Annotated in this window: 15 protein-coding genes; 6 read left to right on the top strand and 9 right to left on the bottom strand. The window is 72.0% G+C overall.

Annotated elements, in window-relative coordinates:
* Positions 1 to 38 precede the first annotated feature (38 nt).
* From J3P32_RS09905 to zwf, 4 genes are all read right to left on the bottom strand, one after another.
* Positions 39 to 770: a hypothetical protein gene (locus J3P32_RS09905; RefSeq protein ID WP_210439609.1), complete on the bottom strand. Its 732-nt coding sequence runs from the start codon at positions 768 to 770 to the stop codon at positions 39 to 41.
* Positions 771 to 918: 148 nt separating this feature from the next.
* Entirely contained in the window at positions 919 to 1,557 is a 639-nt protein-coding gene (gene eda, locus J3P32_RS09900) for a bifunctional 4-hydroxy-2-oxoglutarate aldolase/2-dehydro-3-deoxy-phosphogluconate aldolase (protein ID WP_246850031.1), read from the bottom strand.
* Positions 1,541 to 3,415, bottom strand: a complete 1,875-nt coding sequence (edd, locus tag J3P32_RS09895) for a phosphogluconate dehydratase (protein ID WP_210439608.1) — start codon at positions 3,413 to 3,415, stop codon at positions 1,541 to 1,543. The genes eda and edd overlap by 17 nt, the downstream gene beginning before the upstream one ends.
* Entirely contained in the window at positions 3,412 to 4,923 is a 1,512-nt protein-coding gene (gene zwf / locus J3P32_RS09890; protein WP_210439607.1) for a glucose-6-phosphate dehydrogenase, read from the bottom strand. The genes edd and zwf overlap by 4 nt, the downstream gene beginning before the upstream one ends.
* Positions 4,924 to 5,012: 89 nt before the next feature.
* On the opposite strand from zwf, the gene J3P32_RS09885 reads away from it, so the two are divergent.
* Positions 5,013 to 6,275, top strand: a complete 1,263-nt coding sequence (locus J3P32_RS09885) for an ROK family protein (RefSeq protein ID WP_210439606.1) — start codon at positions 5,013 to 5,015, stop codon at positions 6,273 to 6,275.
* Between the two features lie 17 nt (positions 6,276 to 6,292).
* Here the strand turns inward: J3P32_RS09885 and J3P32_RS09880 are convergent, their stop codons facing one another.
* The gene (locus J3P32_RS09880) at positions 6,293 to 9,199 is read right to left on the bottom strand and encodes an AfsR/SARP family transcriptional regulator (protein ID WP_210439605.1); all 2,907 of its coding nucleotides are present in this window, start codon (positions 9,197 to 9,199) and stop codon (positions 6,293 to 6,295) included.
* Between the two features lie 90 nt (positions 9,200 to 9,289).
* The gene (locus J3P32_RS09875; RefSeq protein ID WP_210439604.1) at positions 9,290 to 9,859 is read right to left on the bottom strand and encodes an RDD family protein; all 570 of its coding nucleotides are present in this window, start codon (positions 9,857 to 9,859) and stop codon (positions 9,290 to 9,292) included.
* Between the two features lie 190 nt (positions 9,860 to 10,049).
* On the opposite strand from J3P32_RS09875, the gene J3P32_RS09870 reads away from it, so the two are divergent.
* Positions 10,050 to 10,412, top strand: a complete 363-nt coding sequence (locus tag J3P32_RS09870; protein ID WP_210439603.1) for a hypothetical protein — start codon at positions 10,050 to 10,052, stop codon at positions 10,410 to 10,412.
* Here J3P32_RS09870 and J3P32_RS09865 read toward each other — a convergent pair.
* Positions 10,409 to 11,596, bottom strand: coding sequence for an MFS transporter (locus tag J3P32_RS09865; RefSeq protein ID WP_210439602.1), 1,188 nt, complete (start codon positions 11,594 to 11,596; stop codon positions 10,409 to 10,411). The genes J3P32_RS09870 and J3P32_RS09865 overlap by 4 nt on opposite strands.
* A 21-nt stretch (positions 11,597 to 11,617) precedes the next feature.
* On the opposite strand from J3P32_RS09865, the gene J3P32_RS09860 reads away from it, so the two are divergent.
* On the top strand, positions 11,618 to 12,190 hold the full coding sequence (locus J3P32_RS09860) for a TetR/AcrR family transcriptional regulator (protein ID WP_210439601.1): 573 nt from the start codon (positions 11,618 to 11,620) through the stop codon (positions 12,188 to 12,190).
* Positions 12,191 to 12,208: 18 nt separating this feature from the next.
* Here the strand turns inward: J3P32_RS09860 and J3P32_RS09855 are convergent, their stop codons facing one another.
* Positions 12,209 to 13,252 (bottom strand): aldose epimerase family protein, encoded by a 1,044-nt coding sequence (locus J3P32_RS09855; protein WP_210439600.1) that lies wholly within the window; start codon positions 13,250 to 13,252, stop codon positions 12,209 to 12,211.
* A gap of 806 nt (positions 13,253 to 14,058) precedes the next feature.
* Positions 14,059 to 14,481, bottom strand: a complete 423-nt coding sequence (locus tag J3P32_RS09850) for a hypothetical protein (protein WP_210439599.1) — start codon at positions 14,479 to 14,481, stop codon at positions 14,059 to 14,061.
* 311 nt (positions 14,482 to 14,792) lie between these two features.
* On the opposite strand from J3P32_RS09850, the gene J3P32_RS09845 reads away from it, so the two are divergent.
* The 3 genes from J3P32_RS09845 (at position 14,793) to J3P32_RS09835 (ending at position 20,221) form a co-directional block, all read left to right on the top strand.
* A complete protein-coding gene (locus tag J3P32_RS09845; protein WP_210439598.1) occupies positions 14,793 to 16,010 on the top strand; it encodes a hypothetical protein in 1,218 nt (405 codons plus the stop codon).
* A 996-nt stretch (positions 16,011 to 17,006) separates the two neighbouring features.
* On the top strand, positions 17,007 to 19,040 hold the full coding sequence (locus tag J3P32_RS09840) for a type I restriction-modification system subunit M (protein WP_210439597.1): 2,034 nt from the start codon (positions 17,007 to 17,009) through the stop codon (positions 19,038 to 19,040).
* Positions 19,037 to 20,221: a restriction endonuclease subunit S gene (locus J3P32_RS09835; RefSeq protein WP_210439596.1), complete on the top strand. Its 1,185-nt coding sequence runs from the start codon at positions 19,037 to 19,039 to the stop codon at positions 20,219 to 20,221. The genes J3P32_RS09840 and J3P32_RS09835 overlap by 4 nt, the downstream gene beginning before the upstream one ends.
* Positions 20,222 to 20,295 lie beyond the last annotated feature (74 nt).

Genomic DNA, 20,295 nt, shown 5'->3' with positions numbered 1-20,295 from the left:
CCACCACCGGTCCATCCGATGACGTTGACCCACATCCGTCAGCCCGAGGTCGCCTCCTCGAGACATCCGTCGTGTGCCCGCTCGTCGCGCGCAGCCTCGCGGTAGGCGTTCAACCCCCGGTCGCCGCGTTGCCACGTGGCGAGCCACATGGCGGTGGCCTCGCCGGGTGACAGCGTGCCCCTGCGCAGCATCTCCATGTCCCGGACGTGGTGGTCCCACATGCGGATCGAGGTCGCAGCCGCCTCGAGGACCCGGATCCGCGCCGCGACCTGGCCGATGCACGGCCGCAGGGCCGGATCGGGGGGCGCGAGGCGGGGCGATGGACAGTCCACACCCTCCTGCCGGACCGCCGTCCAGGCGCTGTCGTAGTCGTCGACGCGGCGTCGCGCGACCACCCTCGTCCGGTCCCAGAACTCACGCGCCTGCTGGAGGTTGATCTCCCCGACCACGAGGTCGTTCATCGCCTGGATGTGCACGCCCCACTGCTCGAGTGCCGCCCCCGCGGCCTCGAGCGGCGCCTCGAGGGCGCGAGCGGCGCTGACGCAGCGCTGCATCGTGGAGTCCGCCGGGACGTCGGCGGTCGGCTCGGAATCGCCCAAGGGGCCGCCCAGACCCGTCAAGGTGGACTCGTCGCCAGCAGGCGCCGGGTCCTCCGGGTCGATCCCGCCGACCCACGCCAGCACCGCGACGGCGCCCACGCCCACACCCGCCAGCAGCCCTACCACGACCGCCAGGACGGTCGCGGGGACCTCTCGACGCTCGTCGCCCATGCTTTCCCCACGTGGAATCGCCAACTGAGCGACCACCGTAGGCACAGGACCGGGGCGAGGCTGTCACCCATTTTTGGGATCTGCGAGCGGCGCTACCGCCCCACGGGCGAGCGCCGACGGCCCCGGGGACCTCCTGTCCCGGGTCCCGTCAGGAGCCGGACGTGCCCAGCGCCGCCGCCTCTGCCGCCAGGGCGCGGACGCGGTCCCAGTCGCCGGCGGCCAGCGCGTCGGCCGGCGTCAGCCAGGACCCGCCGACGCATCCGACGTTCGGGAGCGCGAGGTACGACGCGGCGGTGGCCGCCGTGATCCCGCCGGTGGGGCAGAACCTCGCCGCCGGGAGCGGCGAGGCGAGGGACCTCAGGTACGCCGCGCCCCCGGACGCCTCGGCGGGGAAGAACTTCATCTCGGTGCGTCCGGCCTCCAGCACGGCCATGGCCTCGGAGACGGTCGCCGTGCCGGGCAGGAACGGCAGCCCGCACGCGGACATCTCCGCGAGGAGGCTCGGCGTCGAGCCGGGCGAGACCAGGAACCCGGCTCCGGCCTCGACCGCCTGCTCGACCTGGCTCGGCGACACCACCGTCCCGGCACCGACGAGGATGTCGGGGACCTCGGCGGCGATCGCCGCGATCGCGTCCAGCGCCACCGGCGTGCGCAGCGTGAGCTCGACGACGGGCAGCCCGCCGGCCACGAGCGCCCGGGCGACGGGCACGGCGTGGGCGAGGTCGTCGATCACGACGACCGGCACCACCGGCACCAGCGACAGCAGCGACTCAGACGGGCTGGACAACGGGGGCCTCCTGGGTGGGGGCGGGCAGGGGACGGATCACGCTGGCGCCGGTCTCCGCGGTGCCGACGATGGCCCGGAAGCCGGAGAAGAGCTCGCGCCCGGTGCCTGCCCACTCCACGTCGTGCGGGGCGCGCCCGGTCGCCGGTCGGTGCTCGAGCTCGGCGTCGGGCACGTCCACCTCGAGCAGGCCGGCCTCGGCGTCCACCGTGACGAGGTCGCCGTCCCGGACCCGTGCGAGCGGGCCGCCGAGCGCCGCCTCGGGCGTCACGTGGATCGCCGCCGGCACCTTGCCCGAGGCCCCGGACATGCGCCCGTCGGTGACGACCGCGACGCGCTGGCCGCGGTCCTGCAGGACCCCGAGCGCCGGCATCAGCTTGTGCAGCTCGGGCATGCCGTTGGCGGCCGGACCCTGGTAGCGCACCACGGCGACGAGGTCGCGGCCGTCGAGGCGCCCCTCGGCGAAGGCGGCGAGGAAGTCGGCCTGGTCGTCGAAGACCATCGCCGGCGCCGTGACGACGCGGTGCTCGGGACGCACCGCCGAGGTCTTCACGACCGCGCGGCCGAGCCGTCCCGAGAGCATCCGCAGCCCGCCGTCGGGGGCGAACGGGTCGTCGGCCGGGCGCAGCACGTCGGTGTCGAGCGAGGACTTCGGTCCCTCCTCCCAGACGACCGCGTCGCCGTCGAGCCGCGCCTCGCGGGTGTGGCGCCACAGCCCGCGGCCCGAGACCGTCAGCACGTCGTCGTGGAGGTAGCCGTGCTTCAGCAGCGTGTGCACGAGGAACGGCGTGCCGCCGGCGGCCACGAAGTGGTTGATGTCGGCGGAGCCGTTGGGGTAGATCCGGGTGAGCAGCGGGACCGCCGCCGAGAGGTCCGACAGGTCGTCCCACGTGAGCGTGATGCCGGCGGCGGCCGCCATCGCGACGAGGTGCATGGTGTGGTTGGTCGACCCGCCGGTGGCCAGCAGCGCGACGCACGCGTTGACGATCGCCCTCTCGTCGACGAGGTGCCCGACGGGCGTGGGCTCGCCGCCCGACGCGGTGATGGCCACGGCCCGCTCGCCCGCGGCGCGGTCGAGGGCCGCGCGCAGCGGCGTACCGGGGTTGACGAACGTCGCGTCGGGCAGGTGCAGCCCCATGACCTCCATCAGCATCTGGTTGCTGTTGGCGGTGCCGTAGAACGTGCAGGTGCCCTTCGAGTGGTACGACGCCGCCTCGGCGTCGAGCAGCTCCTCGCGACCGACCTTGCCCTCGGCGTAGAGCTGGCGCACGCGCGCCTTCTCGCCGTTGGGCAGGCCCGAGGTCATCGGCCCGGCCGGGACGAAGATCGTGGGCAGGTGGCCGAAGGACAGCGCCCCGATGAGCAGCCCGGGCACGATCTTGTCGCAGACGCCGAGCATCATCGCGGCGTCGAACATGTCGTGGGACAGCGCGACCGCGGTGGACATCGCGATGAGGTCGCGGCTGAACAGCGACAGCTCCATGCCGGCCCGGCCCTGGGTGATGCCGTCGCACATGGCGGGCACGCCGCCCGCGAACTGGGCGAGGCCGCCGGCGCGCACGATGGACTTCTTGAGCACCTCGGGCACGTCGCGGAACGGCTGGTGGGCCGACAGCATGTCGTTGTAGGACGACACGATGGCCACGTTGGGCTTGCGACCGGCGCGCAGGCCCGCCTTCATCGGCTCCTCGGCCGCGGCGAAGCCGTGCGCGAGGTTGGCGCAGGCCAGCCGCCCGCGGGCCGGACCCTTGTCGAGGGCGGCATCGACCCGCGCGAGGTAGGCGGCGCGGGTGCCGGCGCTGCGGCGGGCGATGCGCTCGGTGACCTCGGCGACGACCGGGTTCACGCTGGTGCGGCTCATTCTGTCTCCTGCCAGGATCGGCCGTCGCGCTCGAGCAGCGTGGCGGCGGCGACGGGGCCGTGCGTGCCGGCGGGGTACCGGCGGGGAGTGTGCGAGGGCTGCGACCAGCGGTCGAGGATCGGCGCCACCCACGTCCACGCGGCCTCGACCTCGTCGCGCCGCATGAACAACGTGGTGTTGCCGCGCACAACGTCCATCAGCAGCCGCTCGTAGGCGTCGGGCGAGCGCGCGCCGAACGCGGTGGCGTAGCTGAGGTCGAGCGACACCGGACGCAGCCTGATCCCGCCGGGGCCGGGCTCCTTGGCCGTCATGTGCAGCCGCATCCCCTCGTCGGGCTGGACGCGGATGTGCAGCCGGTTGGCCTCGGTCGTCCCCTCGCTGTGCGGGAACATCGCGTGCGGCGGCTCCTTGAAGACGACGACGATCTCCGAGACGCGCTCGGGCAGCCGCTTGCCGGTGCGGAGGTAGAACGGGACGCCGGCCCACCGCCAGTTCTGCACCTCCGTCCGCAGCGCCACGAAGGTCTCGGTGCTGGTCGGGTGGCCCACCTCGTCGGCGTACGACCGCACGGGCTCGCCGGCGCAGAGGCCCGGGCCGTACTGACCGGCGACCGTGTCGCGGTCCACCAGCTCGGGGGTCATCGGCCGCAGGGCCTGGAGGACCTTGAGCTTCTCGTCGCGCACCGTCTCGCGGTCGACGTAGGTCGGCGGCTCCATGGCCACCAGGCACAGCAGCTGGAGCAGGTGGTTCTGCACCATGTCGCGAAGCGCGCCGGAGCGGTCGTAGTAGGAGCCGCGCTCCCCCACGCCGATCGACTCCGCGACGGTGATCTGCACGTGGTCGACCCAGCGGCTGTTCCACAGCGGCTCGAGGAAGGTGTTGGCGAACCGGGTGACGAGGAGGTTCTGGACGCTCTCCTTGCCGAGGTAGTGGTCGATGCGGAAGATGCTCGACTCGTCGAAGACGCGGCCGACGGCCTCGTTGACGGCACGCGCCGTCGCGAGGTCGGTGCCGAGCGGCTTCTCGAGCACCACCCGCGCGTGCTCGGTCGCCAGGCCGACCTGGTCGAGCCGCTCGCAGATGGTCCCGAACAGCCCCGGCGCGACGGCGAGGTAGAACACCCGGGTCACGTCCTCGCTGGCGGCGCCGTCCTTGAGGCGGTCGTGCAGCCGGTGCCAGGCGGTGACGTCCTCGACGTCGAGGGTCACGTAGTGCAGGCGGGCGAGCAGCCGGTCGACGACGTGCTGGTCGAGGTCCGTCGGCAGCACGTGCTCGCGGAGGGCGCCGGCGACGAGGCTCCGGTAGCCGTCGTCGTCGATCGTCGCGCGCGAGACGCCGATCACGCGGAAGCCGTCGGGCAGCTGGCCGTCCCGGTCGCGGAGGTAGAGGGCGGGCAGCAGCTTGCGCAGCGCCAGGTCGCCGGTGCCGCCGAAGACGGTGAAGTCGCACGCGTCCACGGGGAGGACGGCGGGCTGGCCGTCGGTCGCGGCCGTGGTGTGGGTGTCCATGCGCCGTACCGTACGGACACTTCCGCAGCGCGACAACCGAACTTCGGACTTTTCGAGACATATCGGCAGGTGCCACAATGCCGGTCACCATGCCGACCAGCGAGCCGATCACCGAGCCCACCGCAGCCAGCACGTCGCCCGCGAGCCCCCCGCCTGCCCCCGGCGCCCCCGCGACGGCGGGGGAGGTCCTGGCCCACATCCGCTCCGGCCGCGCCACCACCCGCGGCGCCCTCGGGCGGGTCACCGGCCTCTCGCGCACCGCGGTGAACGCCCGGCTCGCGGCGCTCGCGCGAGCGCAGCTCGTGCTGGAGGGGGACGAGGAGTCGGCGACCGGCGGACGGCCCGCCACCACCCTCGTCCTCAACGGCGACGCCGGCCTCGTGCTCGCGGTCGCGGTGGGGCGCAGCCGCTCACAGCTGGCCGTGTGCGACCTGCGAGGGCGCGAGCTCGCCGCGGTGAGCGTCGATCAGGAGGCGGGCCAGGGCCCGGACGTGCTGATGCCCGTGGTCGTCGCCCACCTCGACCGCATGCTCGGCGAGCTCGGGCGCACCGGCGACGACGTGCGGGGGGTGGGGATGTCGCTGGCCGGCACCGTCGACCCGGTGGCGGGCACGAGCGTCGACTCCCCGGCCCTCACCGGGTGGGACGGCGTGGCCCTGCGTCCCCACCTGGCCGAGGTGACGCCCGCCCCCCTCGTCCTCGACAGCGACATCAACGTCATGGCGCTCTCGCAGCTGCCGGTGTCGCGCCCGGCCGACGCCGGGTCGTCGCTGCGGGAGCGCGACCACGCGCTGGTGCTCAAGGCCTCGACCGGCATCGGCGTCGGGCTCGTCGCCGACGGCCGGCTGGTGCGTGGCCACCGCGACGCCGCAGGCCAGCTCGGGCACGTCAAGGTTCCGGCCGCCGCCGGACTGACGTGCCGGTGCGGGGAGAGCGGCTGCCTGGAGACCGTCGCGAGCGGCTGGGCGCTGGTCGAGCGGCTGCGCGGCGCCGGCGCCGAGGTCGACCACGTCCGCGACCTCGTCACGCGGGCCGTCCGTGGCGACGGCCGGGCGCGTGCCGTCGTCCGCGAGTCCGGCCGGCACATCGGGGAGGCGCTCGCCGCCACCGTCACGGTGCTCAACCCCCGCGTCGTGGTCGTGGGCGGCGACATGGCGGGCGCCTTCGACACCTTCTCCGCCGGCCTCCGCGAGGCGCTCTTCGGCGCCACGACCGCGCTGGCCGGGCGGGACCTCCAGGTCGTGCCGGCGACGTACGGCGACCGGGCCGGCCTCGTGGGCTGCGTCCGCCTGGCGCTGGAGTCGGTGCTGTCCCCGGCCGCCGTCGACGCGGCGCTGGCACGCCGGGGCTGAGCCAGCCCCGTCGGCGGTCAGGACAGGGCGGCCGTCTCCCCCGCGAGCGAGCCCAGCAGGTCCTGCAGCTCGCGGTCCCCCAGCGCGGCTCCCGCCGCGGTCTCGCGCTCCAGCTCGTCGGGCGACAGCCCGTCACGGACCGCGGACACGGTGCGCGGGCTGTCGAGCGGGTCCATCACCTCGGGGGAGAAGCCGACCTGGGCGGCGCGCGCCCGCACCGCCCCGAGCAGCCTCGCGCCCTCGGCCGCTCGACCGCAGGCAGCGGCACAGCCGGCCGCCACGTGCAGGGAGACCAGCCAGGACGTCACGTCGCCGTCGGAGCGCTGCCGCACGGCGGCGCGGGTCGCGTGCTCGAGCGCCTCCTCGGGGCGGCCCCTGTCCCACGCGACCTTCGCGGCGATCCACAGCGTGGAGCCCACCGCCCACCCGTGGTGGTGCTGGTCGGCGATCGCGGTGGCCCGCTGCAGCGTGTCGGCGGCGCCCTCGTGGTCGCCGATGGCGCGCAGCAGCTGGCCCTCGACCATCAGGACCTCGGCCAGCACCCAGTCGGGCGCCGAGCCGGCCAGGCTGCGCGCCTGCGCCCCTGCCTCCCGCGAGCCGGCGAGGTCGCCGGAGTAGGCCCTGAAGTAGGAGAGGTACGCGGTGCTCAGCGCCGCGGTCTGCGCGTCGCCGGCAGCGGTGGCGGACGCGGCGGCCGCCGTGCCCAGCGCGAGCAGCTCCGGGACGTCGCCCGACAGGTAGTGGAGCATGCCGGCGCCGATCTGGCACCGACCGAGGTCCCACCTGGCCTCGACGTCGTCCTCGGCGACGGGCATGGCCAGCACCTCGGCGTACCGCGCGAGACCCTCGGCCACCTGGCCGCGGCGGTACCAGAACCAGCCCATGCCGCCGGCCACGGCTCGCGCGAGGTCGCACGCGCCCGTGTCGACGAGGTGCCGCAGCCCCGCGCGGACGTTGGGGAGGTCGGTGTCGAGGCGCTCGAACCAGGCCGCGGCGTGCTGGCCGCGGAGCTCCCCGGAGGCCGCCGTCACGAGGTCGGCGACCCAGCGGGCGTGGGCGTCACGGGCCCCACGGAGGACCTCCTCGCTCGCCGTCCGCCGGGCGAGCGCGCGGAGGGGCTCGAGGAGCCGGTAGCGGCGCCCCTCGCGGTGGTCGGTCACCACGATCAGGCCGGCGTCGAGCAGCTCGACGAGGAGGTGGACGACGCCGCCCCTCCCGTGCACGGCGCGGGCGGCGGCGAGGTCGAAGCCGCCCTCGAAGACGGAGAACTGCTCGAAGGCGAGCCGCGCGTCGGGGCGCAGGCGCTCCACGCTCCACGTCATGACGGTCTCGAGGGAGCGGCCCTCGCCGCGCTCGGCCGCCGGGGTCGTGAGCAGCTCGAAGCCCTCGTCGAGCTCGTCGGCGACCTGGTGGACGCTCAGCACGCGGCACTGCGCCGCCGCCAGCTCGAGGGCGAGCGGGACCCCGTCGAGGCCCCGGCAGATGCGTTCCACGAGCGCGGCGTCCCGCAGCCCGGACGTCTCGGCGCCGGCGGTGCCGGCGCGCTGCAGGAACAGGTCCACGCCCGCGGAGCCGGCCTCGAGGGGCGCGAGGTTCAGCACGCGCTCACCCTCCACGCCGAGCGGCACGCGCGAGGTCGCCAGCGCGCGCAGGCCGGCCCCCGCGCCGAGGACGCGCTGCACGAGTGCCGCCACCTCGCCGACGAGGTGCTCGCAGTTGTCCAGGACGAGCAGGAGGTCGCGTCCGCCGACGGCCGCCAGCAGTCCGGCCTCACCACCCGTCGGCAGCACCCCGAGGGCCTCGGCCACGGCGTCGGCCAGCCGGTCGGCCTCGCGGACCGCGGCGAGGTCGACGAAGTACGCGTCGCCGTGCCGGGAGGCCACCTCGATCGCGAGCCGCGTCTTGCCGATGCCGCCGACGCCGGCGACGGTGACGAGCTGGTGGTCGGCGAGGAGCGACGCCAGCTCGGCGGCCTCGCCGTCACGGCCCACGAACGACGTCAGCGGGCGAGGCAGGGCGGGCGAGGCCGGCGCGCCGGCGCCGCCTCCGGTCCCGTCCGGCGAGGACACCGCGTGGGCGCCGACCGAGGACGCGTCGGGGCGGTCCGGCGCTGGGCGGTCCGAGGCGGTGACATCCGAGGCGGGGAGGTCCGGCGCGGTGAGGTCGAGTGCGGGGTCCTGCGCCAGGATGTCCGCCTCGAGCCGGCGCAGCCGGGGTCCGGGGTCGAGGCCGTGGTCGTCCAGCAGCAGGGCGCGGGCCCGGCGCAGCGTCGCCAGCGCCTCCACCTGGTCACCGGCGCGGTAGCGCGCCAGCGCCAGCAGCTCCCACGCGCGTTCGTGCGTCGGCGCCTCGACGGTGAGCCGCTCCAGCTCCGGCAGCACGGACGAGGTCCGCCCCGCGTCGAGCAGGACGGCGAGGCGCTGGAGGCGCACCTCCTCGCGCAGCGCGAGCAGTCGCGCACGCTCGACCGCGACGTGCCCGCGGTCCGAGAGTCCGGCGTACGGCTCACCCCGCCAGGTCGCCAGCGCGCGCTCGAGGAGGTCGATCCGCTGCGCGGCGGACCGGGGTCCTGCGGATCCGCCCTCCAGCGCCTCCTCCAGCACGGCGTCGTCGACCACCGCGAGCTCGCGGGAGAGGCGGTAGCCGCCCGGCTCGCGGGCGATGAGGCCCCTCTTGCCGGGGTCCAGCAGTGCACGCAGGCGGGACACCAGCGCGCGCAGGTTGTCCATGGCGCCCTCCGGAGGGTGCTCCGGCCACAGGCAGTCGACGAGCAGCTCGTCGCTGACCCAGCGTCCCTGCGCGGCGAGCAGCTGGGCGAGCACCTCGCGCTGCAGCGCCGCGGTGACCCGCGCCGGCGTCCCGTCCAGGTGCGCCTCGAGCGCCCCCAGCACCCGGAACTCCACACCTGTGGCTGTGTGAGCCATGTACGTCCCCCTCGGTTCGGGAGGGAGAGTACCGAGGGTGAACCGTGCCCGCAGGTCGTTTCCGAGCGCTCCGGAGCGCGCCGAGGACCGTCAGCGCGTGTGGAGCACGCGCGTGCCGCCGGCGAGCCGGTCGTGCCAGCCGCGCCGCTCGGCGACGTCGGACAGGACGCCGAGCAGGATCAGCACCACCGCGACGGTCGTGGCGAGCGCGCCGACGAGGCCTCCGACCACGGGGACGACGCCGGCGACGCCGAGGCCGGTCCAGAGGTTGCGGCGCAGCGCCTGCTCGCGGGTCGGCACCCGGCCGGCGTGGTCGACGACCCGGAGCCCCAGCAGCCGCTTGCCCAGCGTCTGCCCGTCGCGCGACTCGAGCACCGTGAAGTAGCCCACCGTCAGTGCCGACGCGACGAGCGTCCCGACGGCGCCGAGGAGGTACCCGCCCGGCTGGGGCAGCAGGGCCCCGACGGACGCGAGGGGCAGGAGCAGCAGGGCGCAGGCGACCGCCACCAGGACGTGGTCGACGACGCGGGCGGCGACGCGTTCCCAGACCCCGCCGAGGTGCGGGTCGGGGACGGACGGGTCTGACGTGGCGTTCGGGGTGGCGTTCGAGGTGGCGCTCGGGGTGGCGTTCGAAGGGGTGTTGGGCGGGGCGGTGGACACGGACGTGCTCTCCTTCGTGAGTGGGTGACCGGAGGAGCGTGTGCCGGCGGCCTTGCGGAGTGCTTGCGCCGGCCTTGCGACCCCGACCGGCCCGCCCGGACGCCGTCGGGGCGCAAGCCTCGCGCAAGCGCGGTCCCGCACGATCGTGTGCAGGCCCTCCCCCGACCCCCTCACCACCAGGAGGCACCCCATGGCGACGCTCCTCACGACCGACGCATCGACCACCGCCTCGGCTCTGCTCCGGGCGCCGTGGGCGACCGGTCACGACGAGGTCGTGGCCGGCCGGGCAGTCACCGGGCTCGGCACACCCGGCTCGGGCGCGGTGCGCGGTCCCGTCGCGGCGCTGGACCGCGGGCTCACCGGTCTCGGGCGGCTGGTGTCCGAGGTGGCCGCCGGCGCCTCGCCGGTCGCGCTGGGGCTGGGCGAGGACAGCACGGCGGTGCTCGACGGCGCCACGCTCCGCGTGCTGAGCGGGCGGGCGTACGTCGTACGCCCCTCGCTGTCCGGAGCGCGCGTCGTCGTGGTGGATGCCGGCGGGCTGGTCGACGTCTAGCCCCGGTGTCGGGACACCGTGCCCCGCGGTGCGGCGCGACGACCGACCAGGCCGATGCCCGCACCGGCCGCGCAGAGGCACGCTGCCACCGCGGCCAGCCACGGGGTGCTGGCGTGGGACCGTGCCACCCCGAACGCAGCCGACCCCAGGGCCTGACCGGTCGCCAGGGCGACGAAGAGCACCGACGTGCCGGCACCCGAGCGCCGCGGCCACGCGCGCCGAGCCCACAGGATGAGCACCGCGGACATCGCCATGTAGCCGGCTCCGAACGCCGCCATCGCGACCAGGGCCAGCCACCGGTCGTCGGTCGGGACCGCCACGCCCACCCCCGCGCTGGCGAGCGCCAGCGCGGCCGAGCAGAGGGCCCAGGCTCCCCGTAGCCCGGCTCGTACGACCAGCACCCCGGCGAGCGGACCGAGGAGGCCGCCGACACCGAGCGCCGTCCACAGCTCGCCCACGCTCCTCGCCGGCAGGACGCCGGCCTCGGTCAGCAGCAGCGGCCCGAAGGTCCAGGTGAGTGCCGATCCGGCGCCCACCACGACCGCCGCCACGGCCGGCACCGCGAGCGCTCGCCTCCGGACGGCACCGCGGGCGGGTCGGGTGCCTGCGGCGGCGGCGAGGTCCTCGCGCGACCGGACGGGCCACCACGCCACGAGCGTGGCCACCGCGCACGCCGCTGCCATCGCCAGCCAGGCGGCGGTCGTCGAGCTGAAGGCGGCCGCCGTCGCGCCGGCCGCGACGACCCCGACGGCGGTGCCGGCGTTGACCAGCGACTGCGCCGTGCCTGCGCGCGCGGGGGCGGTGACGGCGTCCACCACCGGGACCAGGGCGGGCGAGGCGAACCCTCCGGCCATGCCGCCAACCACCACCGCAGCGACGAACGCCGCCGGGTGCGTCGCCACCGCGACGCCCACGCAGCCCGCGGTCGCGGTGGCGCCGGCGACCACCAGTCCCGCCCGCGGCCGTTGGTCGACCAGCCTCGCGGCGACCACGGCGGCCGTCGCGTACGAGAGGAACTGCGCCGCGGCAGCCCAGCCGAGGACGCCCGCCAGCTGGGGGCGAGTCGCCGCGAGGCCGGGCGCGTGGAGGCCGACGCCGAACCGCGCCAGTCCGTAGGTCGCGGCGATGAGCAGCATGCCGGCGACCGCCGCGCCCAGGCCCGCGAGGTGAAACGATCCTGCCATAACGGGCGTTACAGTACCTGCGTGGATCCGACGGCTGAGCGGCGCGCGCGTGTGCTCGACGCCGCAGAGGCGCTGTTCTTCCGCGACGGCATCGCGGTCACCGGGGTGGACCGGGTGGCCTCCGAGGCCGGCGTCGCGGTCGTGACGCTCTACAAGCACTTCGGCTCGAAGGACAACCTGCTGCGCGAGGTGCTCGCCCGACGGCTCGCCGCGTGGACGGAGCACTGGGACGCCGCCGTCGAGGCTGCCGCGTCGCCCGCCGACCGGGTGCTGGCGATCTTCGACGCGATCGCGACCTTCCGCGCCGCTGCCCAGCCGACACAGTGGTGCTGCTTCCTCGCGACCGCCTCGGAGCGCGCGGCGCCCAGCGACGGTGCCGACCCGGCCCTCGAGCTCGTCGCCGAGGACACCCGGGCGCTCACCGCCCGGTTGCGCCGGCTCGCGGGCGAGACCCGGCACCCGGACCCCGACGCCCTCACCGCGGTCGTGCTCCTGCTCTACAACGGCGTGCTCGCGAGCCTCCTGCGAGGCACGCCGGCCGACCCGGTCACCCATGCCCGGGACGCGGCGCGGGCGTTCCTGCGGGCGACCTGAGACGGCGTACGCCGAGACCTAAACCGGCTCGGTGGAGAAGCGCCACTCCAGGGTGGAGCGGTAGGTCTCCCCCGGCTCGAGGACGGGTGAGGGCCACTCCGGCCGGTTGGGCGAGTCGGGGAAGAGCTGCGGCTCCAGCGCGATCCCGTCACCCTGCCGGTAGCGCGCGCCGCTGGTCGAGCGGCGGGTCCCGTCCAGGAAGTTGCCGGTGTAGACCTGCAGGCCCGGCTGGTCGCTCCAGACCTCGACGGACGTCCGGGTGACCGGCGAGGAGAGCACGGCGGCGCGGCGCAGCCCCGTGCCCCGGACGACGTAGTCGTGGTCGATGCCCCGCGCGGCCACGACCTGCGGGTGCTCGGCACGCAGCGCCGGGCCCAGCACGGTCGGCTCGCGGAGGTCGAACGGCGTGCCCGCCACCGTGGCGTGCCCACCGAGCGGGATGCCGGTGGCGTCGACGGGGGTGTACTCGTCGGCCTCGACCGCGAGCAGGTGGCCGTCGATCGTCCCGGCGCCCTCGCCGTCGAGGTTGAGGTAGGCGTGGTTGGTCAGGTTGACGACGGTCGTCGCATCGGTCGTGGCCTCCATCGTCACGCGCACCGTGTCGCCGTCGACGACGTAGCGCGCCGTCGCGGTGACCGCGCCGGGGAAGCCCTGGTCACCGTCGGGGCTGACCAGCCGCAGCACCACCTCGTCGGCGGTGTAGGACACGACGTCCCAGAGGCGCGCGTCGAACCCGTCCGGCCCGCCGTGCAGGCTGTTGCCCCGGTCGTGGGTCCGCACCTCGACCTCGCGTCCCGCGAGGGGGAAGCGGCCGGCGGCGATGCGGTTGGCGTAGCGCCCGATGGTCCCGCCGACGTAGTCGCCGCTCGCGAGCCGCTCCTCGACGTCGGGGTGGCCCAGGACGACGTTGCGCCGCTCGCCGTCGCCGCCCGTGACGACCATCCGGTGGACGGTCGCCCCAAGGGTCAGCACCTCGACCTCGACGCCCGGGGCGGCGCCGATCGGGAGCAGGTGGACGTCACGCCCGTCGGGCAGCCGGCCGAACACGTGGTTCCGGGTCACGGGCTCCATCCTCGGTCATCGCGTCGGTGCCGGATCCGACCGGCCGAGGAATCTGGTCCGCCGCCCGCGGCCGGGTCCACGCCACACGGCGAGCGCCGGCTCGGGCGGGGCCTGATCCGGCGCGGCGCCGGTGCCGGAGACGGAGACTCCCCCGTGGTCTCGGGTCCACGGGGGAGTCGGAGCCGCCTGTCGGAATCGAACCGACGACCTAATCTTGTCGGGTCGGTTTCCGGCGATTCGCGCTCATCCACGCCTATATCGGCGGGTCGGAGCAACTGTGCGATGTCCCGCAAGTTCCCTGAGTCGCCGCGTGATTCCCGCTGTATCCCGGCGAAACACCGGGGCAAGCACCGGGATTCAGCGGGGCGGTCGGCGTACAGCCTTCGCTGACACTAGAGGCCGCTCCCACGTCCCGGCTTGCTTCAACCCCCGACACACACCGAGGGCCGCAACCCAGCGGTTCTGAGTCGCCGCCCTAACAAGGGTGTCGTCGACGCGTTAGAGGGTGTCGACAAGTGGCCCACGTGGACGTTGCCTTGGGCGGTCGCCCCCATCTACGTAATGGCGGTCGGCGTCTGGCGGGCGAAAGACTGCTCTTCCCGTGAGATACCGCGACGACAAGTAGGCCGAAGCCCGTCAGAACTACGACATCTGAGCAAGCGCGAGCGCCTGCCGGTGCAACAACACCGAGCCGAGCGTGTACCTGCGAAAACACCCCCGGTCGACCTTGGTCGACCGGGGGTGTTCTCTGTTGCCTTGTCAGAACCGCGTCAGAATTGGGCGGGCCCAGGCACAGGCCTACGGGCTCACCTCAGGTCCGGGACCGCATGGACATCGATGAGTGCCAGCGGCTCGTCCTCCAACGACCCGAGGAGTGTGGCGTCCTCAATCGGGTCGATCCACCAGACCGCGTCTCCGACGGGCGCAGGGACCGGTGAGAAGGGCTCGAAGGCGGTCGAAACGAGCACCAGGGGCACCGAGCATTGCCACTCGTCGACGCCGTCGACGGTCTTCGTGGGCCAGTCATGCGGCTGACGTGCGCGCGAACCGCTCAGCACGTCTTGCTGCCACGGCTCGACCGTTGCCCAATCCCCCGTGATGTTCTGCGCGATGACATTCAGCCTCGCCTGTTGCCAACACTGAGTGCTGATGGCGAAGCGGATCCGCGCGACCAATGCGGCCTGCGCATCGAGGTAAGGGTACTCAGGCATGCCGAGCAGCACGGACACGAGTTCGACCTCGGTGCTCGTGTAGGCGTACTCCTCGAACTGTGAAGGGAGACGCAGACACCACCGATAGGGCTCCGTAGCGCCGTCGGGCAGACCGGGTGGCGCCGGAGGCGCCCCCTCCTGCGGGTTCCGACACCTTGCGAAGCCAACAGACATACGGCGTCCTCTCTACCGGTGAAGGCGGACTGTAGAGAACGGCTCCGACATCCGGATCAGCCCCGTCCTTAGAAATACCGTGCGAGTTTGTTCCGCTCGGAAAATTGTTCGCCTGAGCCCTACAGCGAGTCTTCGGCACCTCCGAAGACCGCTCCATGGCCAATGACCCCACTTCGTTCCTGCGGCGCCTGCGTGCCGTCGATCAGCGCATCACCAACAACAAGGAGCGCCGCGCCTGCGGCGGCAAGGGCCTCGGGGCCATCGTCACGAGCGGCCCCAATCCGGAGGTTCGAGGGCTGCTGGAGACGTGTGGCCAGAACGCCTGCCCTCAGTGCGCGGACCGCGACCGCCCGAGGAAGCGCCGTGGGGTAGAAGCCCGCACCACCCATTGGATGGGACATGGCATGGCTGCGGTGGGCGTGAGGTTCGCTCCTCCTCACCGTGCCTGCAACGACTTCCACGAGGTTCGGGACTGGCTCGACCAGGCGCTCCGCACGCTATTCGCTGGACGAGACGGGCAAGCCTTCCGACGCGAGTTGGGCATCGGCCCCATCGACAAGTCATGGGAGACGACATACTCGATCGAGCGCGGTCCTCACCCACACGTCCACGCAGTCCTCTACCTGCTATGTGCGTCGGACGACGTCGACTATCTGGCGCTTGAATCGAGGCTGAAAGAGCGCTGGTCAGTCGTGCTAGGGAAGACCGAGGCGCCCATCTGGGACGGCAACCGGGATGCCGTGGCCAAGCACGGCGTGTGGGTGCAACCGATCAAGTCGCCAGAGGCTACAGCCGCGTACCTGACCAAGGGCACGATGCACCGCGACAAGTCGGGACGGTTGCGTGCCACGGGGATGTTCGTCCTCCTGGAGGCGCTGGCGGATCACGAAGATGCGCTCGGCGCGCCCTGCTACTGCGAGGACTGCAAGCGAAATGCTGCCGTGTGGCGGAAGTTTGCGGACCCCGCCGACTCCCCATTGCCTCCGGGGACGCCCAAATCCCACGCCAAGGCATACGCATCGCGAAACCGCTTCTCCCCTGCCCGCAAGTTCGACGAGGCATGCGCCAACGCTGGCATTCCTACGATGCTTCTGGCACAACCAGCCCTTCACATTGAGGCGCGGTGCCGCATCCGCTATGACGCGTGGGCAGCCATTCAAGAGTGCATGGCAGAGCAGCAGGTCGTCGAGGCGGCGCTCGTCGGCGGAGTCACGGACGTCGCCGCAGAAGTCGCCCGGTGCTACGTGAAGATGGGCATGCCAGCGGAGGTCGCGCGAAGGCGCGCCGCCCAACAGGTGACAGACCCCCCTGAGTGGACGCGGCGCGTCAGGCTTGCCCCCTCGCAGTCACCACATGGGCGCCCGGCGGGCTGAGTCCGGAGAAGCCACGCCTCGTGGGGCAGTTCGCACCACGGCCCGCATGGATGCGAACAGCCCCACGCAAGCAGAGACCCAAAACCGCGCTTGGACGCGACGACCCACGGTGTTCCCACGCCCCATTTGCTCAGGAACTAAAGGTGGTGCTGCACCCCGACGAAGACATGAACGGAGGGACCACTCCCCTCCCGCCCCTCCCAGCCCCCTAGCGAAAGCCGAGCCCACCAATGCCAACACCACGACCGGGCTTCCGCTCCGTTCAGATCGCTGTTCCCGAGCACGTGCACGCGGCGCTTCGACGCGAGGCTTTCGAGCGGCGCACAGCAGTCTCTGTGATTCTCCGAGACCTCATCGGTCAGCATCTGGCCGGTCGCCCGAGCGCCGACGAACTCAACCGAGCGTTTGAAGCCGGACGTCGGGCGGAGCGGGACAGGCTGATCTCCACGCTTCAGCAACCCGCGGCGGGACTGCCGACTCAGCGACCGCTAACGCGATAGCCGCGCTGTCTACAAAGGTGGACACCGGAGGATGCGTCCTTTGGAGGGCGAGGTTGTGGTGTCTAGAACCGTCGGACGGCGGTCGAGGTAGAGCGGTGCGCCGCGTCGCCGTGGGCGCTGCGACGAGCGGGGACGCCAACTGATCTCGAACCGTCCAATCGATGCGGGATGTGCCCGGCGTACCCACCTCGCTCGGTCGACGTCGGTGTGGAGCGCGGTAGAGAGCACATGCGCCACCCAGCCCCACCAGGTGTCCGCTGACCGCACGACCCGGGCAAGATGCCGTAGACGCTGTGTCGGCCGCCGCTGGTGATCCTTCGCCCCTGCACCGCCTTATGGTGAGCGCCTCACTGTCGCTGCCACCGCTCCAGTGGTACAGGAAGACCCCGAGCGCGAAGCGGTAAGGGATTCTTGAGTGCGAAGAGTGCCCGGCCCAAGGACCCGCCTCGGGCAGGATGAACGGCGGCACCACCCAACTACGAAGGACACCCACGGTATGACGCAGGTCAACGGCTTCGGCGACAAGGTCGGATTCATCTGGTCGATTGCCGACCTGCTCCGTGGCGACGTGAAGGCGCACGAGTACGGCCAGTTCATCCTTCCGTTCGTCGTGCTGCGGCGTCTCGACTGTGTCCTGGAGCCCACGAAGGCTGACGTCATCGCTCGCGCGAAGTCGCTGGAGGGCAAGGTCAGCAACGTCGACCCGATCCTGGAACGAGTCTCAGGAGCGCCCTTCTACAACGTCTCTCCGCTAACGTTCACAGACCTCCTCAACGACGACAAGAACGTCCGAGCGAACCTGACGTCCTACCTGGCCGGGTTCTCCTCCGGCGCGGCCGACGTGCTGGAGAAGTACAAGTTCGCCGAGCGGATCGCCACCCTCGACAAGGCCGGGCTGCTGTACCAAGTGGTCGCCAAGTTCGCTGACATCGACCTGCACCCGAACGTGGTCCCGAACCATGCGATGGGCTACATCTTCGAGGAACTCCTCCGTCGGTTTTCGGAGATGGCCAACGAGACCGCCGGTGAGCACTTCACGCCCCGTGAGGTCGTGAGCCTCATGGTCAATATCCTTTTCATCGAGGACGAGAAGGCGCTCTCTGGCGTCGCCCCCGTGCGGACCATGTTCGACCCGGCGTGCGGCACCGGCGGGCTGCTCTCCTCGGGACAGGACTACCTGGCCGAACTGAACCCGGACGCGCACCTGGAGGTCTACGGCCAGGAACTGAACCCCGAGACCTGGGCCATCTGCCGCTCCGACATGCTCATCAAGGGCGAGAAGCCCGAGAACATCGTGCTCGGCAACTCCCTGTCCGCTGACGGACACCCCGACGACAAGTTCGACTACATGCTTGCCAACCCGCCATTCGGCGTGGACTGGAAGAAGTACGCCGAGCCGATCGTGTCCGAGGCCGAGAACGAGGGCTTCGACGGTCGCTTCGGCGCCGGGCTGCCGCGGTCGTCCGACGGCTCGCTGCTGTTCCTACAGCACATGTTGTCGAAGATGAAACCCGTCGCCGACGACCCGTCGACACCCGACATTATCGAGGGCGGCTCGCGGCTCGCCATCGTCTTCTCCGGCTCACCCCTGTTCTCCGGCGCTGCCGGATCCGGCGAGTCGAACATCCGTAAGTGGATCATCGAGAACGACTGGCTGGAGGCCGTCGTCGCCCTGCCGGACCAGTTGTTCTACAACACGTCCATCTCGACGTACTTCTGGGTGCTGACCAACCGCAAGCGTCCGGAGCGCCGAGGCAAGGTCCTTCTGCTGGACGCACGCCATGAGTTCGAGAAGATGCGCAAGAGCCTCGGCCAGAAGCGCAAGTACCTCTCCGACGACGCCATCGCTGAGATCACTCGCCTCTACATGGACGCCGCCGACGCGGGCGTCGATGACCCGCGGGTGAAGGTCCTGGACAACGAGGCATTCGGGTTCCAACGCGTCACCGTCGAGCAGCCGCTGCGCCGCCGCTGGATCGTGAGTCCCGAGGCTGTCGCGGCCGTTGGCGAGACGAAGGCCTGGGCCAAGTGGGGTCACCACCAGACCCCGGCCGAGGTCTACGCCGCGTTCGTAGGTCGGGAGTACGCAACCGAGAAGGAGATGCTGCTCGACCTCGGCAACAACAACATGGGTGGTGGGGTCCCGATCGCTGTAGCGAAGGAACTTGCCAAGGCCGCAGCCGTCGCTGACCCCGACGCGCCCATCATCACTGACCGCAAGGGCAACCCGCTGCCTGACCTCGACCTCCGCGATGCCGAGAACGTGCCACTCCCGTCCGGCTTCCTCGACATGGATGGGGACGAGCGCGCGAAGGCGTTGGTAGAGGCTGCCGAAGAGCACCTGAAAGCCGAAGTCCACCCGTACGCTCCCGAGGCGTGGATCGACCACGCGAAGAGCAAGATCGGCTATGAGATCCCGTTCACCCGGCAGTTCTACGTCTACACACCGCCGCGTCCTGTCGCCGAGTTGGATGCGGAGATCGCCGAGCGCGAGGCAAGGATCCGCGAATTGCTCGGGGGCCTGACGTGACCATGACGCTGCGACGGATCGTCCGCCATCGAGTCGACAAGGACGTGGTCGGCGAGAGGCCGCTCGTGAACCTGGACTCCGTTGCCAGCGGAGGGGGCCGACTGTCTGACGCCGCCGACCTAGTCCTGTCGCAGGCATCGCAGAACATCGCCGCCGAGCCGGGAGATGTCCTGTTCGCAAAGTTGCGCCCCTACTTGCGCAAGAGTCTCTATGTCGAAGAGCCGGTCTTCGCGAGCGGCGAGTTCCTCTGCCTGCGCCCCCAGCCCGGGGTCGTCGACGGCCGCTGGCTTCTCTATCTGAGCCTGTCGGACCCGTGGGTCAATTTCTCGCAAGCATCGTCATACGGCGCGAAGATGCCGCGCACCTCGTGGGAGGAGATGGCCGCGCTGCCAGTGTCACCTCCCCCTCTCGAAGTCCAACGGATCCTCGCCGCCTTCCTCGACGACCAGGTGGCGCGCATCGATGAAGCGGTGCGGCTGCGGCGCGAGCAGGTCGACCTTCTGGACTCTCGTTTAGATGCCGCCTTGGAGGCGTTGCTGGTGGCCCCCTTCTCCAGCGGGGAGGCACTTGTCCGGCTCACCGATCCGAGCCGTCCCATCCAGTACGGCATCGTCCTCCCCGGCCCGGACGTTGAGGGCGGGGTCCCCATCATCAAGGGGGGCGACGTCGCGTCTCACAGGCTTCGCCTCGACCTCCTGAAGCGCACGACCCATGAGATTGACGCGCAGTACTCCCGGAGTCGGGTAAAGGCTGGCGACCTTGTCATCGCCATCCGTGGCAGCGTTGGAGAAATCGGTCGGGTTCCGGATGAACTGACTGGGGCCAACCTCACCCAAGATTCGGCTCGCATCGCGCCGCTCGGCTGCGACGCTGACTGGCTCCATGCCGTTCTAGAAACCCCGACAGTTCAGTCGCGGATGAGGCAAATGATTACGGGCGCCACCGTCAAGGGCATCAACATCGGCGACCTCCGACGGATTGAGGTTCCGACACCAGCCTCCCTTTGTGCACAGCGGGAACTGGGTCGCGAGGCATCGCGGTTGCGGAGCCAGGCGTTCGAGGTCCGGTCCCTATGCCTTGATAGCAACGCCCTTCTCGACGAGCGCAAGCGCTCCCTCATCACTGCCGCCGTGACCGGCGAGTTCGACGTGACCACTGCATCTGGACGGGGGATCCAATGACCAAGCAGCACACCGAGTCGGCCTTTGAGGCGACCATCGAGGCGCACCTGTTGGCCAACGGCTGGGAGCAGGGT

Source organism: Nocardioides xinjiangensis (assembly GCF_017916385.1).
In the GTDB taxonomy this organism is placed as follows: domain Bacteria; phylum Actinomycetota; class Actinomycetes; order Propionibacteriales; family Nocardioidaceae; genus Nocardioides; species Nocardioides xinjiangensis.
This window is presented reverse-complemented; position numbering and strand designations above follow the sequence as displayed.

Bases quoted from the DNA above. Each gene is read 5' to 3' on its own strand.
- J3P32_RS09905 (WP_210439609.1), bottom strand. From the start codon at position 770: ATGGGCGACGAGCGTCGAGAGGTCCCCGCGACCGTCCTGGCGGTCGTG.
- edd (WP_210439608.1), bottom strand. From the start codon at position 3,415: ATGAGCCGCACCAGCGTGAACCCGGTCGTCGCCGAGGTCACCGAGCGC.
- zwf (WP_210439607.1), bottom strand. From the start codon at position 4,923: ATGGACACCCACACCACGGCCGCGACCGACGGCCAGCCCGCCGTCCTC.
- J3P32_RS09885 (WP_210439606.1), top strand. From the start codon at position 5,013: ATGCCGACCAGCGAGCCGATCACCGAGCCCACCGCAGCCAGCACGTCG.
- J3P32_RS09880 (WP_210439605.1), bottom strand. From the start codon at position 9,199: ATGGCTCACACAGCCACAGGTGTGGAGTTCCGGGTGCTGGGGGCGCTC.
- J3P32_RS09870 (WP_210439603.1), top strand. From the start codon at position 10,050: ATGGCGACGCTCCTCACGACCGACGCATCGACCACCGCCTCGGCTCTG.
- J3P32_RS09865 (WP_210439602.1), bottom strand. From the start codon at position 11,596: ATGGCAGGATCGTTTCACCTCGCGGGCCTGGGCGCGGCGGTCGCCGGC.
- J3P32_RS09845 (WP_210439598.1), top strand. From the start codon at position 14,793: ATGGCCAATGACCCCACTTCGTTCCTGCGGCGCCTGCGTGCCGTCGAT.
- J3P32_RS09840 (WP_210439597.1), top strand. From the start codon at position 17,007: ATGACGCAGGTCAACGGCTTCGGCGACAAGGTCGGATTCATCTGGTCG.